We start from the raw sequence: 16,781 nt of genomic DNA, 5'->3' as shown, positions 1-16,781 counted from the left end.
GGCGGGGTTCGCCGTCCAGGATATGGCGGTGGATCGCCATCGGCCTGCTCGCGCCTGCGGGGGCCGGGTCGGCGGCGCGGACGGGCCGTTTCGTCCAAGATAGGGTGTGCCGGCAATGCCGTCTCCACCCGGTCGGTTCGGGATCCGCGCGTCTCCCTCCCCCAGCTGCGGGGGAGGCTGGCCCCTGCGTCAGCAGGGGTCCGGAGAGGGGAACCCGGGTTCAGAAAGGGGCGGAGCGGTGATGAAGGCCGCAGCCTGCTTCGGCACCGTCGCTCCCCTTTCCCGACCCGCTTCGCGGGCCACCCTCCCCCGCAGAGGGGGGAGGGAGACCGTCGCGGTTCAGTGCGGCCTTGCCTCGTCGCCGCCGGTCTCGCGGCGCTTGGACTCGTCGTACTCGACCGCCTCTTCCTCTTCTTCGGGCACGACCTCGTTCGGGCCGGCCGTCACGTAGTGGAAGAAGCCGGCGACCGCGGCAAAGCCCATCGCGGCGAGCCCGAACACCTTGGCGCCGCCCTTCCAGAAGGCGACCAGCGGCGAGATCTTCGGGTCGTTCGGCAGGCCGGCATAGAGGCTCGGCTGATCGGCATGGTGCAGCACGTACATGACGTGCGTGCCGCCGACGCCGGCCGGGTCGTAGAGGCCCGCATGCGCGAAGCCGCGCGACTTCAGGTCCTCGACGCGATCCTGCGCCTGCTCGATCATGGCCTGCTTGGTGCCGAACATGATCGAGCCGGTCGGGCAGGCCTTGGCGCAGGCCGGGGCCTGACCCACCGCCACCCGGTCCGAGCACAGGGTGCACTTGTACGCCTTGTGGTCGGTCTGGCTGATCCGCGGGATGTTGAAGGGGCAGCCCTTCACGCAGTAGCCGCAGCCGATGCAGTTCTCCTCGATGAAGTCGACGATGCCGTTGGAGTACTGCACGATCGCACCGGGGGACGGGCAGGCCTTCAGGCAGCCCGGCTCGGTGCAGTGCATGCAGCCGTCCTTGCGGATCAGCCATTCGAGGTTCTGGGTCTCTGGGTTCTCGTACTCGGTGAACCGCATCAGGGTCCACGACTTCGGCGTGAGGTCGTGGGGGTTCTGGTAGGTGCCCGTGTTGACACCGATGTCGTCGCGCAGGTCGTTCCACTCCTCGCACGCCGATTGGCAGGCCTTGCAGCCGATGCACTTCGACACGTCGATGAGCTTGGCGACCTCCACCTGGCGGCGGATCTCCGGCGGCGTCTCCGTGGAGGCGGAGCGCTGGCGGATGTCGAGGGAGCTGTAGTCGGCCATCTGTCAGCTCCCCCTTACGCGACCGCGTCCGACGGAGGCGTGGTCGGCTCGATATTCACGAGCCAGGCCTTGAACTCCGGCGTCTCGGTGTTGGCATCGCCCACGACCGGCGTGAGCGAGTTCGGGTGCCATCCTTTCTTGGTCAGGCCCATGAAGCCCCAGTGCTGCGGAATGCCGACGACGTGGACGGGCTTGCCGTCGCAGATCAGCGGCTTGATGCGCTTGGTCACCAGGGCCTTGGCCTTGAGCGAGCCGCGCTTCGACCAGACGCGGACCCAGGAGCCCTTGGCGATGCCCTTCTCCTTGGCGAGCTCCTCCGAGATCTCCACGAAGGCCTCCGGCTGGAGGATCGCGTTGATCCGGGCGTGCTTGGTCCACCCGTGGAAGTGCTCGGTGAGGCGGTAGCTCGTCGCCGCGTAGGGAAAATCCTTCGCGTCGCCGAGATCGGCCAGGTCGTCCTTGAAGATGCGGGCCGCCGGGGCACCCTTGATCTTCGGGAAGGCGACGTTCTGCACCGGGGACTCGAAGGGCTCGTAGTGCGCCGGGAACGGCCCGTCGCGCATGAGACCCCGGGTCCACAGGCGGGCGACGCCCTCCTGGTTCAGGATGAACGGGCCGACGCCCTTATCGGGGGCGACGGTGACGCCGTAATCCGGCACGTCGAAGCCGATCCACTGCTTGCCGTTCCACTCGATGAGCTTCTTCTTCTCCGACCACGGACGACCCTCGGGGTCGCACGAGGCGCGGTTGTAGAGCACGCGCCGGTTGGCCGGCCACGCGAAGGCCCAGTTCGGGGCGATGCCGCGGTCGCCGGGATCGGTGTTGTCCCGGCGGGCCATGGTGTTGCCCTTCTCGGTGTAGCAGCCCGAGTAGATCCAGCACCCGCAGGCGGTCGTCCCGTCATCCTTGAGCTGGGCGAAGCCGTCGACCTGCTTGCCCGCCGGGATGATCGTCCCGTTGAGGTCCGGCGTCGGCGCCACCGTGTAGCCGTTGAGCTCGCGGGCGAGTTCCACCGGCGTGGGGGACTCCGCCATGGCGTAGTCCCACTTCAGGTTGACGATCGCGTCCGGGAAGGCTCCGCCGTCCTTCTTGTAGGCCGCCTTCATGCGGAGGAAGATCCCCGACATGATCTCGATGTCCGAGCGGCACTCGCCCGGCGCCTCCTGGGCCTGCCAGTGCCATTGCAGCCAGCGGCTGGAGTTCGAGAGCGAGCCCTCCTCCTCCACGAACAGGGTGGTGGGAAGCTCGAACACCTCGGTCTGGATCTGGGTCGGATCGACGTCGTTGTACTCGCCGTGATTCTCCCAGAACCGGGCCGTCTCGGTCTTGAGCGGATCCATCACCACGATGAACTTCATCTTGGAGAAGGCTTCCGTCATCTTGGCGCGATTCGGGAACGTCATCAGGGGGTTGAAGCCCTGGATGATGTAGCCGGTCATCTTGCCCTGCTTGGCGAGCTCGAACCCGCGCAGCACGTCGTAGGTCGGCACGTCGAGCTTGGGCAGGTAATCGTAGGCCCAGTCGTTCTCCTTGGTGGCGTGATCGCCCCACATCGCCTTCTGGAACGAGACGAAGAACTTGTTGTAGTTCTGCCAGTAGCTCGTCTGCCCCGGGCGCAGCGGCTTGAACTGCCGCTTGGCGGCGTAGCTCGCGTAGTCCGGCTCCTTCTCCACCGGGATGTTCAGATAGCCGGGGATGAGATTGCTCATCAGCCCGATATCGGTCAGCCCCTGGATGTTGGAGTGGCCGCGCAGCGCCTGCATGCCACCGCCGAGCACGCCGATATTGCCCAGCAGCGTCTGCACGATGCACATCGAGCGGATGTTCTGCGAGCCCTTGGAGTGGTGCGTCCAGCCGAGCGCGTAGAGGGAGGCCATCGACTTCTCGGGGGAAGCCGTGGTCGCCATCATCTCGCAGACCTTCAGGAAGGTCTCCTTGGGCGAGCCGCAGATCCGCTCGACCATCTCGGGCGTGTAGATCGAGACGTGCTTCTTCAGAAGCTGCATCACGCAGCGCGGATGCTGCATCGTCTCGTCGACCACGGCGTAGCCGTCCGGGCCGATCTCGTAGTCCCAGGTGGTCTTGTCGTAGTCGCGCTTGTCCGCGTCGTAGCCCGTGAAGAACCCGTCCTGGAAGTCGTAGCCCTCGCGGACCACGTACCCGGCGTTGGTATAGGCCGAGACGTAGCGGTGCTGCAGCTTGTCGTTGTCGAGCAGGTACTTGGCCACGCCCGACAGGAACGCGATGTCGGTCCCTTGCCGGATCGGGCAGTAGAGATCGGCCACCGACGCCGTGCGGGTGAAACGCGGATCGACGACGATCAGCTTGGCATTGTTATGGGCCTTCGCCTCGACGACCCACTTGAAGCCGCAGGGGTGCGCCTCGGCGGCATTGCCGCCCATCACGGTGATCACGTCCGCGTGCTTGATGTCCATCCAGAGGTTGGTCATCGCACCGCGTCCGAAGGAGGGCGCCAAACTGGCGACCGACGGACCGTGTCAAACCCTGGCCTGATTATCGAAGACCAGGGCCCCCATGCTGCGGACTGTCTTGTAGGTCAGCCACGCCGTCTCGTTGGTGGTGGCCGAGGCCCCGAGGAAGCCCATCGTGGTCCAGCGGTTGACCGTGAGGTCGCCGTTCTTGGCCACGAAGTTCTTGTCGCGATCCTCCTTCAGGAGCGTCGCGATCCGGTCCAGGGCGAAGTCCCAGGACACGCGCTTGAACTCGGAGGAGCCCGGGGCGCGGTGGAGCGGGTACTTCGTGCGGGTCTCGGAATGCACGAAGTCGAGCAGCGCCGAGCCCTTCGGGCAGAGCGTGCCGCGGTTGATCGGATGGTCGGGGTCGCCCTCGATGTGCATCACCGAGGAGCGCGCGTTCTTCGAGCGGTCCCCGAGGCTGTAGAGAATGACGCCGCATGCGACCGAGCAGTACGGGCAGGTGTTGCGGGTCTCGCGCATCTGCGCGAGCTTGAAGGGCCGCACCGCGGCGGCCATGGCGGGCTCGAGTCCGCCGAATCCGAGCGCGCCGAGCGAGCCGCCCGCGAGGCCGGCGCCGGCCCCCTTGAGCAGGCCACGCCTTGAGACCTGGACCGTCATCTCCGCTCCATGAAAGCGACCTGGTATAATTCCAGGGTGTCCCAAAAAAGCGTGCGCAACGCAAGTGCGGTGGCGTGACACGGACGGGCGCTGTGTTGCGGGCGGCGCGGTACGTTCACCCGATCTGTTATCATCCTTTAAAGAAACGATCTTTTTTACTTGCTCGGCGCGGCGGGATTCGTCCCGGACGGGCCCGCGGTGCGGTGGTCGAGGGGCGCCTGCGGCTCGGTCGCGGACGATCCGCCCGTGCTCGCAGCGGGCACCGGACGGTTCGCATTCTCCTTGGTCGATTGGCCGCCGGGATTCGGCGCATCCTTGGCCGCCGATTCCTCCCGCGGAACGGGGGCCTGGCTCCAGCCGTCCTGGGCGCTGCGGGACTTGTCGCCCATCGCGTCGACGCCCTTGATCTCGCCCGGCTTCGTCTGGGCGAGGCCCGGCGATGCGGCCGTCGTCACGGCAAGGACGGTCAGTGTCATCAAGGCGATCGGGCGGGACACGCGAGACTCCGGGCAAACCGGTTGTCTCAAGGGCGGACAACCACTGCGAGCAACGTGTCCCCCGGGGCGCCAGTTCCGGCCGGCGACAGCCACAGCACGGGTCCCGAGCGCGCTACCGATATCCCGCGATCGGGACACGCCGTTTCGACGGGGGCGCAGTGACGGCTCCTTAACCAAGCTCTGCAACTCTCGCACAGAACCGCCGCGGGGATGTCCGATCGTGTCGAAGCCGCATCCCGATCGTCCGTCCCCACCGGAATCGAGCCCCGACGCGCCGCCCCTCGCCGCGGGCATCCGCCGCCACCTCGGCCGGACCCTGCGCGCCCACTACGCCGATTCCCTCGCGGCGCCGGTGAGCCAGCGCCTGGAAGCTCTCATCGCGCAGCTCGCCAAGCCGAAGGACTGACCGGGGCCGCCGCCCGCGGCGATCCTGCGTTCCGGCGCCGACCCGCGCGGCGTCAGCCGATGCATCGACGTGCGTCAACGCACATCAGATCGTTCGTTCTGCAAAACCTCTTGAGACGCTCAAATTCTTCCCCGGGCGGTGCCGGCGGGAGAAGATCCATGCAATCCGACTCCTTAGGGCGCTGATGGTGCTTGCCTTCTCGCCGGTTCCGCCGATCTTGGCGTGGCCGACGATCCCGGCAGGACCGGGTCCGAGGCTTGACATCGTTCGATAAAAAGAACGATTTCGCCCGCTCTCGGGAGCCTTCCGCCCCGGGACGCAGAGCGATGGGCCGGGGATCGGACGTGATGAAGAACGCTGCCGCGCGAGGGCGAGGGGTCCGGGCGATCGGGCTGTCCCTGCTGGCCGGCGCCGGGCTGTGGGCCGGGGTCGGGCTGGCCTCCGCCGAGACGGCGCTGCTCAACGTCTCCTACGATCCGACCCGGGAACTCTACCGGGAGATCAACGCCGTCTTCGCCGAGGACTGGAAGGCCAGGACCGGCGAGGCCATCACGGTGCGGGCCTCCCACGGCGGATCGGGGGCGCAGGCGCGCACGGTGATCGACGGCGTCGACGCCGATGTCGTGACGCTCGGGATCCCCTCGGACATCGACGCCATCGCCAGGCTGACCCGCAAGATCCCGGACGACTGGCGCAGCAAGCTGCCGAACGAGGCGGTGCCCTACACCTCGACCGTGGTGTTCCTCGTCCGCAAGGGCAACCCGAAGGGCGTCAAGGACTGGGCCGACCTCGTGAAGTCCGACGTGAAGGTGATCACCCCGAACCCGAAGACCTCGGCGGGGGGGCGCTGGAACTTCCTCGCCGCCTGGGGCTACGCCTACAATCAGGACAAGGACGCCGCCAAGGCCGACGCCTTCGTGGGACAGGTCTACAGGAACGTGCCGGTGCTCGACACCGGCGCCCGGGGCTCGACCGTGACCTTCGCCCAGCGCGGCCTGGGCGACGTGCTGCCGACCTGGGAGAACGAGGCCTACCTCGTGCTTCAGGAGTTCGGCGCGGACAAGTTCGACATCGTCTCGCCGCCGAGTTCGATCTACGCCGAGCCGCCGGTGGCCCTCGTGGCGGCCAATGCCGAGCGCAAGGGCACCACCAAGGCGGCGCAGGCCTATCTCGACTTCCTCTACACCGACCGCGCCCAGGCGATCTTCGCCAAGCACCATTACCGGCCGATCAAGCGGGACGCCGCGGCCCCGGCCGACCTCGCGCAGCTCCCCGACATCAAGCTGTTCAAGATCGAGGACCTGCAGGGCTCGTGGGACGAGATCCAGAAGCGGAACTTCGACGCCGGTGGCCTGTTCGACCGCCTGAGCCGGGCCGGGCGCTGAGATCGGCACCATGGTCGAGACGCCCCGTCCGAAACGGACCTTCCGCCGGCCGAGCGTGATCCCGGGCTTCGGGATCAGCTTCGGCTACACGCTGACCTGCCTCGGCCTGATCGTGCTTCTGCCGCTGGCCGGGCTGGTGGTGAAGGCCTCGGGTCTCGGCCTGTCGGGCATCTGGGAGGTCGCCACCGATCCGCGGGTGGCGAGCGCGCTCCGGATCAGCTTCGGCGTCTCGGCGCTCGCCGCGCTGGTGGCCTCGGCCTTCGGCTTCCTGGTGGCCTGGGTGCTGACCCGCTACCGCTTCCCGGGCCGCAAGCTCGTCGACGCGGCGGTCGACCTGCCCTTCGCCCTGCCGACCGCGGTGGCCGGCATCGCCCTGGCCTCGCTCTACGCGCCGGACGGGCTCGTCGGGGCGCCGCTCGCCAAGCTCGGCCTCCAGGTGGCGTATACGCCGGTCGGCATCTTCATCGCCATGGTGTTCATCGGCCTGCCCTTCGCGGTGCGGACCGTGCAGCCGCTGATCGCCGAGATCGACAGGGAGATCGAGGAGGCCTCCGCGACGCTCGGCGCCACGCGGCTCGCCACCCTCACCCGGGTGGTGCTGCCGCCGCTGATCCCGGCGGTGCTGACCGGCTTCGCCCTCGCCTTCGCCCGGGGGGTCGGCGAGTACGGCTCGATCATCTTCATCGCCGGCAACCTGCCCTACGTGTCGGAGATCGCGCCGCTCCTGATCGTCATCAAGCTCTCGGAATTCGACTACGGCGGCGCGGCGGCGATCGCCACGATCATGCTCGGGATCTCGTTCCTGACGCTGCTCGCCATCAACCTCATCCAGGCCTGGTCACGGCGGCGGTTCGGCTATGTCTGAGATCTTCTCCCCCGCCTTCGTGCCGACCGCCAAGCCGGGACCCGTCGCCTCCGAGGGCGCGGCCACCCGGTCGGTGCTGATCGGCATCGCCATCCTGTTCCTGGCCCTGTTCCTGGTGCTGCCGCTCTTCGCGGTGTTCACCCAGGCCTTCTCGCACGGGATCGGCGCCTTCCTGGACGCGTTCCGGGAGCCGGACGCCTGGTGCGCGATCCGCCTGACGCTGACGGTCGCGGCGATCGCGGTGCCGTTCAACGTGGTGTTCGGGCTCGCGGCCTCCTGGGCGATCGCCAAGTTCGAGTTCCCCGTCAAGGCGCTGCTGATCACCTTGATCGACCTGCCGTTCTCGGTCTCGCCGGTGGTCTCCGGCCTGATCTACGTGCTGCTGTTCGGCTCCCAGGGCCTGTTCGGCGGCTTCCTGATCAACCACGGCATCCAGATCCTGTTCGCGCTGCCCGGCATCGTGCTGGCCACCGTGTTCGTGACCTTCCCGTTCGTGGCCCGGGAGTTGATCCCGCTGATGCAGGAGCAGGGCAATGCCGAGGAGGAGGCGGCGCTGACGCTCGGCGCCTCGGGCCTGCACGCGTTCCGCACGGTGACGCTGCCCAACATCCGCTGGGGCCTGCTCTACAGCGTGCTCCTCTGCAATGCCCGGGCGATGGGCGAATTCGGGGCGGTCTCGGTGGTGTCGGGCCACATCCGCGGCCTGACCAACACCATCCCGCTCCACGTGGAGATCCTCTACAATGAGTACAACTTCGTCGCCGCCTTCGCGGTCGCTTCGCTCCTCGCCGCCCTTGCCCTCATCACCCTCGTCCTCAAATCCGTCCTCGAATGGCGCTTCGCCGGCGAGCTCGCGCACGGCCGGGCGCACTGATCGCCCCTCCACGGCGATCCGGGTCGAGAACGTCTCGAAAACCTTCGACACGGCGGCGGTGCTGCACGACCTGTCGCTCGACGTGCGCGCGGGCGAGCTGATCGGCCTGCTCGGGCCCTCGGGCTCGGGCAAGACGACGCTGCTGCGGATCATCGCCGGGCTCGACGCGCCGGACCGGGGCCGGATCCTGTTCGGGGACGACGACGCCACCGGGCTTGCCGTGCAGGAGCGAGCGGTGGGCTTCGTGTTCCAGCACTACGCCCTGTTCAAGCACATGAGCGTGGCCGACAACATCGCCTACGGGCTGAACGCGCGCCGCCGCGCCGACCGGCCCGCCAAGGCCGAGATCAAGCGCCGGGTCGGGGACCTGCTCGACCTGATCCGGCTCTCGGGCTTCGGCGACCGCTACCCGTCGCAGCTCTCGGGCGGCCAGCGCCAGCGCGTCGCCCTCGCCCGGGCGCTCGCCGTCGAGCCGCGCGTCCTTCTGCTCGACGAGCCCTTCGGCGCCCTCGACGCCCAGGTCCGAAAGGACCTGCGCCGCTGGCTGCGCGAGATCCACGACCGCACCGGCCAGACCACGATCTTCGTGACCCACGACCAGGACGAGGCGCTGGAGCTGTCCGACCGGGTGGCGGTGCTCGACCGCGGGCGCCTGGAGCAGGTCGGCACGCCGGACGAGGTGCAGGAGCACCCGGCCTCGGCCACCGTGATGAAGTTCCTGGGCGACTCGGTCGAGGTCGCGGCGATCGCCGAGGGCGGCCGGGTGCTGGTGCGGGGCCGGGCGACGCCGGTCGTGGCGCCCGCCGGCATCATCGGCCCGGTGAGGCTTTACGTGCGCCCCTGGCAGCTGCAGCTCGCCGAGCCCGAGGCCGCGCACCTGTCCGGCACCGTGCGCAGCTCGTACCGGACCCAGGGGCGCCAGCGGATCGAGGTGGTCGACGCCGAGGGGCGGATCCTCGCCGTGGAGGATTCCGACGGCGTGCGCTACGACGCCGGGCACCCGGTGGGGCTGCGCATCACCGGGGGGCACGTGTTCGGGTGAGGCTCGCCAGCGGCGGCGCACCACCCTAGGCTCCCGCCCATGACCGAACCGAGTCGCGACACCGCCCCCGACGTCCTCGCCGCCATCGGCCAGACACCGCTGATCCGCCTGCGCCGGGCCTCCGAGGAGACCGGCTGCGCCCTCTACGGCAAGGCCGAGTTCCTCAATCCCGGCCTGTCGGTGAAGGACCGCGCGGCGCTCGCGATCGTGCGGGACGCCGAGGCGAAGGGCCTGATCCGGCCGGGCGGGACCATCGTGGAGGGCACCGCCGGCAACACCGGGATCGGCCTCGCCCTGGTGGCCGCGGTGCGCGGCTACCGGACGCTGATCGTCATCCCGGTCACGCAGTCCGAGGAGAAGAAGCAGACCCTGCGGCTCGCGGGCGCCCGGCTGGTCGAGGTGCCGGCCGTGCCCTTCGCCAACCCGAACAACTACGTCCATGTGGCCCGGCGCCTCGCCGAAAAGCTCGCCGCCACCGAGCCGGCGGGCGCCTTCTTCGCCGACCAGTTCGACAACGTCGCCAACCGGCAGGCGCACGTGGACGGCACCGGCCCCGAGATCTGGGCGCAGACCGGCGGCCGGGTCGACGGCTTCGTCTGCGCGGCCGGGACCGGCGGCACGCTGGCCGGCACCGCCGAGGCCCTGCGCGCCCGCAACCCGCAGGTGCGGATCGCGCTCTCGGATCCGGAGGGCTCGGCCCTCTACGCCCACTACACCACCGGCACCCTGAAGGCCGAGGGTTCCTCGATTACGGAGGGGATCGGCCAGGGGCGGATCACGAAGAACCTCGACGGCTTCACGCCGGACCACGCCTATCGCGTCCCGGACCGCGAGGCTCTCGACATCGTCTTCGGGCTGATGCGGGAGGAGGGGCTGTCGCTCGGCGGCTCGTCGGGCATCAACGTCGCCGGGGCGATCCGGCTGGCCCGGGAGCTGGGGCCCGGCCACACCGTGGTGACGATCCTGTGCGACGGGGCGGCGCGCTACGCCTCGAAGCTGTTCAACCCGGCCTTTCTCACCGCGCGCAACCTGCCGGTGCCGGGCTGGCTCGACGCCCCGCAGGACCCGCTGCCGGACTGGCACGCCTAAGGCCCGGGTCCGCATCCCGATTTTTCTCAGAAAAGCGGCGGCGGACATTGAACGGAACGGATTGTCGCAGCGTTTGAACGGTCACGCTCGCACCAGTCGCGACCGTTCGGAGTGCTCGCCAGATGTCCCTCGTCACCATTCTCCTCATCATTCTGATCATCCTGGCCTTCGGCGGCGGCGGCTTCCTGGGCGGCGGCGCCTATCGCGGCCCGGGCTTCGGCCTCGGCGGCATCCTGCTGATCGTTCTGATCGTCCTCCTGGTCACCGGCCGGCTGTAAGCGGCGGATCCCGGCGCATCGTCCTGGGCTCGACCCCAGGACGATGCACGAGAGCCCTTGGTGATGGGCTGCCGTCAGATGTGATCCGTGACCGAGGGATCCCCAAGGGCTTCAGCCCTTTGGCGGGTCGCCAGGGCAGAGCCCTGGCCATCCGGGCGCAGCCCGACACGCCCCTCTACCGGCAGGCGATCCCCACCACGGCCCGCGCGACGGCCGCGGGGCCGCCATCCGGGGGCGTCTTCGCCGTGGCGATGCCCTGGCCGGCGAGGAAGGCGGTGATCGCCCCCGCCGGCACCAGCGGCAGGCGCGCAGGCGGCACGACCCCGGCGACCCGGCGCGGCGTCGCCGGGTAACGGGCGACGAGCCCGACAAGCTGCCCGGACCGGTCGAGCACCGGCGCACCGGCCGAGCCCGGCTGAAGGGCCGCGACGACGTCGCCCGCGATGGCGCTCCCGGGGGCGGCCACGGTTCCATCCGGGCTCGGCGCGACGGCGATCAGGCCATCCTCGGCGCCGACCGGCTCGGCCCGAGCGGCAGGCCGGATCGGCGCGGGCGCTCCGGGCGCATCGAGCAGCGCGAGACCGGACGGGTCGGCGGCGAGCTTGCGGGCGGGCGCCGCGCCGATGCGCGGCGCGGCACAGCCCTCCAGAACTGCGGCGGCCGTGAGCACCCGGCCCGGCGCCACCGCGAGGCCGGCCCCGGCGACGGTCAGGTTCTGCGCGCCGGCCTCGGGCCGCGCCTGCACCGCCTGGGCCCCAACGTCCGAGACGGGCGGCGCGGCGGCCTCCGGGAACGGCACGAAGGCGTTCGCCACCGCGATCACCAGACGATCGATCTCCGGCGCCAGGGCTTTGTCGGAGCCGAACAGGAAGCCGCGCACGCCCGCCGGCCCGGCGGCGTAGCGGATGTAGGATTGCCCGGCCCCGGTCTCCGCGGTCACCACCACGGCGTCCGGGCGCCGCAGCTTGTAGGTGACCTTGCGATTCGGCAGCGGCGCGGTCGCCTTGTCGAACAGCGTGTCCAGGGTCTCGGTCCCCGGCGGATAGGCGCGGGTCTCCAGGGTGACGCGCCCATCCTGGCTCTGCCAGCGGGTGCCGGAGGCCAGAGGGGTGCGCTTCGAGAGCAGGCGCTCGGGCACGCCCATCACGGCGCCGCTGCCGGGATCCGGGGCGATCCTGAAGCGCGCCGCAATCCGGGCCGCCGCGCCCGCCGCCAGCAGGGCCGCCCCGCCGCGCGGATCGAGAGGATCGGTGCCATTGGTGCGGGTGCGCCAGGCGTTGAGCGCCTCGAAGGTCCGGCGCCCGAATCCGCCCGACACCACGGCGTTGAAGTCGCCGGTCCAGACGAGGGCGTCCTGGATCGCCTTGCGCTCCGGCTCGGGCAGGGCCTCGAACGTCTCCTTCGCGGCCTCGAAGGCGGGGTCGGCCGGCGCCGCGGCGGCCGGCCGGGACGGCCGCGGCGGGCCCTGCGCGGCGGCGGATCCGGTGGCGAGCAGCAGCGCCAGCAGGAGCGCGTCCTGCCGACGGCCTGTCCGCACGGCCCCCGGCCAACGACCCCACCGCGACGCCCCCGAAGCCATGACCGCCCTCCCCGATCGGAATCGCGCGGATCCTGGCAGAGGCGCCCGGGCCAAGCCAGATCGAATCCGTCGTGGGCGGCGGCACCAGACCGCCGTGCGCCCGCCGCCGGGATGCGCTACAGGGCGGATATCCGGCCCTGGGCGGCGGCCGGACAGCCCGTTCGGCCCTCCGGCCACGCGATGCCGCCACGGTTCGACGCGGAGCCCGGCATGACCGACGCGAGCAACACCTTCAAGAAGGCGCCCAAGCGCAAGCCCGCCAAGGGCAAGAGCGTCAGCGTCTCCCCCGAGATGCGGCAGGCCTACGCAGACCTGATCCGCGAGCGCGCCGAGAAGCAGGAGGCCTACGGCCGCCACCTGCCGCAGGACGAAACACGGCGGCGCTGAAACAGGAACGTGGAGCCGGTCTGATTCGAGATCCTGGGTTTCCAAAGGGCTTGCCCTTTGGCGGGTTCTCGGGGCGGAGCCCTGCGATGGTCGCCAGGGCTCCGCCCTGAACCCGCGAAAGGTCTCGACCTTTCGAAACCATGACGGGAGCCGTTCGCCCGGTTCGGGAACTCGGTCCTATCCGAAGCCGTAGAGCCGGCGCGGATTGTCGACGAAGACAAGCCGGCGCCGGTCCGCGTCCGGCACCCAATCGGCCATCAGGTCGAGGAGCGTGGTGGTCCGCGGCGGCCCGTCCCAGGCGGCGACGTGGGGCCAGTCCGAGCCCCAGAGGCAGCGCTCCGGCGCGGCGTCGTTGAGGGCGCGGGCGAAGGGGATCGTGTCGGCGTAGGGCGGCCCGGCCACGGAATCCCGGAAGGCGCCCGAGAGCTTCACCCAGTTCCCTTCGGCGACGAGGCCGAGCAGCGCCCGGAAGCCCGGATGGCCCAATCCGGCCGAGGTCGGCATGTGGCCCATATGGTCGAAGACCAGCGGCACGGGCAGTCGCGACAGGCGGCCGGCGATCGGCGGCAGGTCCCGGGCATCGAGCAGGAACTGGAGGTGCCAGCCCATCTCGCGGGCGAGGGCCGCGTAGGACTCCACCGCGTCGAGCCCGACCCCGCCGCCGAACAGCACGTTGAGGCGCAGGCCCACCACGCCGGATTCCTTCAGGGCGGCGAGGTCCGCGTCGGGCAGGCCGAGGGGGATCACCGCGATGCCGCGCAGGCGCTGCCGGTGGGCGCGCAGGGTCTCGACCATCAGCCGGTTGTCGGTGCCGTGGACGCTGACCTGGACCAGAACGCCGTTGGCCATGCCGGTCGCGTCGAGCATCGCCAGATAGCGCTCGGCCGGCGCCGCCGGGGGCGTGTAGCTGCGGTCCGGCACCAGGGGATAGGCCGGCGGCAGGCCGATCACGTGGGCGTGGGTGTCGACCGCACCGGCCGGCATGGCGTAGCGGGTCGGGCCGCCCGGATGCGGGTCCGGGGCGGGGCAGTCTCGGATCTCGGGCATGTTCAGCGATCCGCGTGCAGGACCTTGCCGCGCGTCTCGGGCAGCGCGTAGGCGGCCAGGAAGAACACCCCGTAGGCGGCGGCCGCGAAGATCGCGATCGCGGACGCGAGGCCGACGCGCTCCGACAGGTAGCCGACCAGCGCCGGGAACAGCGCCCCGATGCCCCGGCCGAAATTGTAGCAGAATCCCTGCCCCGAGCCGCGCAGCCGCGTCGGGTAGAGTTCGGTCAGGAACGCGCCCATCCCGGAGAAGTAGCCGGAGGCGAAGAAGCCGAGCGGAAAGCCCAGCACCCAGAGCATCCCGTTCGAGAGCGGGATCTGCGTGTACGCGACGGTCACGGCGATCGCGCCGAGGGAGAAGATCAGGAACAGCGGCCGCCGCCCGAGCCGGTCGGCGAGCCAGGCGCCGACCAGATAGCCGGTGAACGAGCCGACGATCAGCGCCGAGAGGTAGCCGGTCGACGAGACGATCGACAGGTGCCGCTCGGTGGTGAGGAAGCGCGGCACCCAGGTGGTGATCGCGTAGTAGCCGCCCTGGCAGCCCGCCGCCGCCAGGGAGGCGAGCAGCGTCGTCTTCAGGATCGGGCCCGAAAAGATCTCCCAGATCTTCGGCCTTTCGCCGGAGGCGGCGGCCCGGGCCCGGGTCTCGACGGCGACCTGCGGCTCCTCGACGTAGCGGCGCAGGTAGAAGACCAGCAGCGCCGGGAGCGCGCCGACCGCGAACATCCAGCGCCATGCGGTCTCGGGCGGCAGCAGCGAGAACAAAACGGCCTGCGACAGCACCGCGAGACCCCAGCCGATCGCCCAGCCGGACTGCACCGAGCCGACCGCCCGGCCGCGATACTCGGCGCGGATCGTCTCGCCGATCAGCACGGCGCCGGCAGCCCACTCACCGCCGAAGCCGAGGCCGAGGATCGCCCGGGCAATCAGCAACTGCTCGAAGTTCTGCACGAAGGCGCAGAGCAGCGAGAACACCGAGAACCACAGGATCGTGATCTGGAGGGTCAGCACCCGGCCGATCCGGTCGGCGACGAAGCCCGCGAGCCAGCCGCCGAGCGCCGAGGCCAGCAGCGTCACGGTGGCGGCGAGACCGGCCGTTCCGGAATCCACGTGCCAGAGGCTCATGATCGTCCCGATCACCAGCGGGTAGATCATGAAGTCCATGCCGTCGAGGCACCAGCCGGCGGCGCACGCCCAGAAGGTGTGCCGCTCCGGAGGCGTCATCGAACGGTAGAAGGCCATGAGGCTCGCGTCGCGGATCTCGACCGCGTCCACGCCCGGGGTCGCCTGTCCCGAGCTCCCCTGTCCGGTTGCCGTACTCATGCGCCCTCTCCCGCCGTGCGATACCAGTATCGGCGCCCCGGGCTGAGCTGTCCAACGCCGGGCGGGATGGCGGACAAGGAAAAGGCCGCCCGGAGGCGGCCTTTCCTGGTCCCGTCGCTATCTCGGATCGCGGCTCAGTAGCAGCGCTCGATCAGCACCCGGCGGTAGCCGTAGGGGGTCCAGCGCACGCGCGGGACCGTGTAGCAGCCGCCGCCGTAGCCGTAACCGCCGCCATAGCCGTACCCGACCGGGGCGTAGCCGCCGCCGTAGCCGTAGCCACCGTAGCCGTAGCCCGGGTAGCCGTAGCCGTAGCCGCCGTAGAGGCTGCCGGCCGCCAGACCCAGTCCGACGCCGAGACCCAGGCCGCCGAGGCCGTATCCGTAGCCGCCGCGATAGCCATACCCACGGCCGTAGAAGCCGCGGCCATAGCCTCCGCGATAGCCGAACCCGCCGCCGCGGAAGCCGGCACCCCGGAAGCCGCCACCGAAGCCACCGCCGCGGAAGCCGCCGAAGCCGCCGCCGTGGAACCCGCCGCCGAAACCGCCGCCATGGAAACCGCCGCCGCCGAAGCCGCGCGCATCCGCGCTGGCCGGCGCGAACGCCAGAGCGCCCGCCGCCAGCAGGGCCGAGCAGAGCACTGCACCCTTCATCATGTCATCTCCGTCGAAAACCGCCCTCAGTGCGTAGTAACGTCGGACTGTATGAAACAGTTCAGGTGAGGATTGCGGCGTGCCGCCGCTGTTCGACCGGCAAGCCCTGGGACGGCTTCAGGCTTGAAAATCGCCGCTTTCGGGGGCGACAGGCGCCGCAACCACCCCCCGAACAGCCTGGATCGAGTCATGACGCTACGCCCGGCTCACGCCCTGTTGATCGCGCTCCTCGCGCTGACCGCGCCGCACGGCGCCTTGGCCGCGCCGTCGGCCTCCGAGCCCTGCCGGGCGGTGGAGGCCCAGGGCGAGAGCTTCACGGTCTGCACGATCGACCTGCGGCGGCAGCGGCTGCGCCTGTTCTGGCTGCAGCCGGACGGGCGGCCCTACGGATCGCTCGGTACGCTCGCCGAGGCTCAGGGTGGGCACCTCGACTTCGCGATGAATGCCGGCATGTACGACAAGGATCAGGCGCCGGTGGGCCTGTACGTCGAGGGCGGGCGCGAGATGAAGCACGTCTCGACCGCGGACGGCCCGGGCAACTTCCACCTCAAGCCGAACGGCGTGTTCTGGGTGAAGGGCGAGCGCGCAGGCGTGCTCGACACCGCGCACTACCTGCGCGACAAGATCCGCCCGGATTACGCGACGCAGTCCGGGCCGATGCTGGTGATCGACGGCCAGATCCACCCGAAAATCTCGGCCGACGGGCCGAGCCAGAAGATCCGCAACGGCGTCGGCGTGTCCGAGGACGGCCACGTGGCGCTCTTCGCGATCTCCGAACGCCCGGTGACCTTCGGGGCCTTCGCGCGGCTGTTCAAGGACGACCTCGGCTGCCGCAACGCCCTGTTCCTCGACGGCACGGTGTCGAGCCTCCACGCGCCGAATCTCGGCCGAACCGACATCAGTCGGCCGCTTGGGCCGGTGATCGGGGCGACGGCGCGATAGAGCGTCACCGCGAACGGCCGGCACAGAACGCCTGTTCACCGGGGACCA

16 protein-coding genes are annotated in these 16,781 nt (G+C 70.2%); 9 read left to right on the top strand and 7 right to left on the bottom strand.

Features of this window, described 5'->3' with window-relative positions:
• Window positions 1-339: 339 nt before the first annotated feature.
• The 3 genes from fdxH to MKK75_RS08065 all read right to left on the bottom strand — a co-directional run bounded on the left by fdxH (window position 340) and on the right by MKK75_RS08065 (window position 4,867).
• Window positions 340-1,275, bottom strand: a complete 936-nt coding sequence (fdxH, locus tag MKK75_RS08075) for a formate dehydrogenase subunit beta (RefSeq protein ID WP_244042078.1) — start codon at window positions 1,273-1,275, stop codon at window positions 340-342.
• 14 nt (window positions 1,276-1,289) lie between these two features.
• Entirely contained in the window at window positions 1,290-4,370 is a 3,081-nt protein-coding gene (gene fdnG / locus MKK75_RS08070; protein ID WP_244042077.1) for a formate dehydrogenase-N subunit alpha, read from the bottom strand.
• A gap of 155 nt (window positions 4,371-4,525) precedes the next feature.
• Entirely contained in the window at window positions 4,526-4,867 is a 342-nt protein-coding gene (locus MKK75_RS08065; protein WP_244042076.1) for a hypothetical protein, read from the bottom strand.
• A 220-nt stretch (window positions 4,868-5,087) separates the two neighbouring features.
• On the opposite strand from MKK75_RS08065, the gene MKK75_RS08060 reads away from it, so the two are divergent.
• From MKK75_RS08060 to MKK75_RS08030, 7 genes are all read left to right on the top strand, one after another.
• Window positions 5,088-5,273 carry a hypothetical protein gene (locus MKK75_RS08060; protein ID WP_244042075.1) on the top strand — a complete coding sequence of 62 codons (186 nt, stop codon included), beginning with the start codon at window positions 5,088-5,090 and terminating at the stop codon, window positions 5,271-5,273.
• A 347-nt stretch (window positions 5,274-5,620) separates the two neighbouring features.
• A complete protein-coding gene (locus MKK75_RS08055; protein ID WP_244042074.1) occupies window positions 5,621-6,658 on the top strand; it encodes a sulfate ABC transporter substrate-binding protein in 1,038 nt (345 codons plus the stop codon).
• Between the two features lie 10 nt (window positions 6,659-6,668).
• Window positions 6,669-7,523, top strand: coding sequence for a sulfate ABC transporter permease subunit CysT (gene cysT / locus MKK75_RS08050; RefSeq protein WP_244042073.1), 855 nt, complete (start codon window positions 6,669-6,671; stop codon window positions 7,521-7,523).
• Window positions 7,516-8,397, top strand: coding sequence for a sulfate ABC transporter permease subunit CysW (gene cysW, locus MKK75_RS08045; RefSeq protein WP_244042072.1), 882 nt, complete (start codon window positions 7,516-7,518; stop codon window positions 8,395-8,397). Before cysT ends, cysW begins: the two co-directional genes overlap by 8 nt.
• Before the next feature lie 58 nt (window positions 8,398-8,455).
• Complete coding sequence (locus MKK75_RS08040) at window positions 8,456-9,439, top strand: sulfate/molybdate ABC transporter ATP-binding protein (RefSeq protein ID WP_244042071.1); 984 nt, start codon at window positions 8,456-8,458, stop codon at window positions 9,437-9,439.
• 39 nt (window positions 9,440-9,478) lie between these two features.
• The gene (locus tag MKK75_RS08035; protein ID WP_244042070.1) at window positions 9,479-10,528 is read left to right on the top strand and encodes a cysteine synthase A; all 1,050 of its coding nucleotides are present in this window, start codon (window positions 9,479-9,481) and stop codon (window positions 10,526-10,528) included.
• Between the two features lie 122 nt (window positions 10,529-10,650).
• Complete coding sequence (locus MKK75_RS08030) at window positions 10,651-10,806, top strand: hypothetical protein (RefSeq protein ID WP_007563230.1); 156 nt, start codon at window positions 10,651-10,653, stop codon at window positions 10,804-10,806.
• Window positions 10,807-10,981: 175 nt separating this feature from the next.
• On the opposite strand, the gene MKK75_RS08025 is transcribed toward MKK75_RS08030, so the two are convergent.
• Window positions 10,982-12,385, bottom strand: a complete 1,404-nt coding sequence (locus MKK75_RS08025; RefSeq protein WP_279593684.1) for a serine protease — start codon at window positions 12,383-12,385, stop codon at window positions 10,982-10,984.
• 210 nt (window positions 12,386-12,595) lie between these two features.
• Here MKK75_RS08025 and MKK75_RS08020 point away from each other — a divergent pair, with 210 nt between their 5' ends.
• Window positions 12,596-12,772, top strand: a complete 177-nt coding sequence (locus tag MKK75_RS08020; RefSeq protein ID WP_244042068.1) for a hypothetical protein — start codon at window positions 12,596-12,598, stop codon at window positions 12,770-12,772.
• A 177-nt stretch (window positions 12,773-12,949) separates the two neighbouring features.
• Here MKK75_RS08020 and MKK75_RS08015 read toward each other — a convergent pair whose 3' ends face one another.
• From MKK75_RS08015 to MKK75_RS08005, 3 genes are all read right to left on the bottom strand, one after another.
• On the bottom strand, window positions 12,950-13,819 hold the full coding sequence (locus MKK75_RS08015; RefSeq protein ID WP_244042067.1) for an amidohydrolase family protein: 870 nt from the start codon (window positions 13,817-13,819) through the stop codon (window positions 12,950-12,952).
• A gap of 2 nt (window positions 13,820-13,821) precedes the next feature.
• Window positions 13,822-15,141, bottom strand: coding sequence for an MFS transporter (locus tag MKK75_RS08010; protein WP_244042066.1), 1,320 nt, complete (start codon window positions 15,139-15,141; stop codon window positions 13,822-13,824).
• A 134-nt stretch (window positions 15,142-15,275) separates the two neighbouring features.
• Window positions 15,276-15,791: a hypothetical protein gene (locus MKK75_RS08005; protein ID WP_244042081.1), complete on the bottom strand. Its 516-nt coding sequence runs from the start codon at window positions 15,789-15,791 to the stop codon at window positions 15,276-15,278.
• A gap of 189 nt (window positions 15,792-15,980) precedes the next feature.
• Here MKK75_RS08005 and MKK75_RS08000 point away from each other — a divergent pair, with 189 nt between their 5' ends.
• Window positions 15,981-16,733, top strand: coding sequence for a phosphodiester glycosidase family protein (locus tag MKK75_RS08000; RefSeq protein WP_244042065.1), 753 nt, complete (start codon window positions 15,981-15,983; stop codon window positions 16,731-16,733).
• The last annotated feature ends 48 nt before the right edge of the window (window positions 16,734-16,781 follow it).

The organism is Methylobacterium sp. J-030, assembly GCF_022829545.1.
Lineage (GTDB): Bacteria > Pseudomonadota > Alphaproteobacteria > Rhizobiales > Beijerinckiaceae > Methylobacterium.
This window is presented reverse-complemented; position numbering and strand designations above follow the sequence as displayed.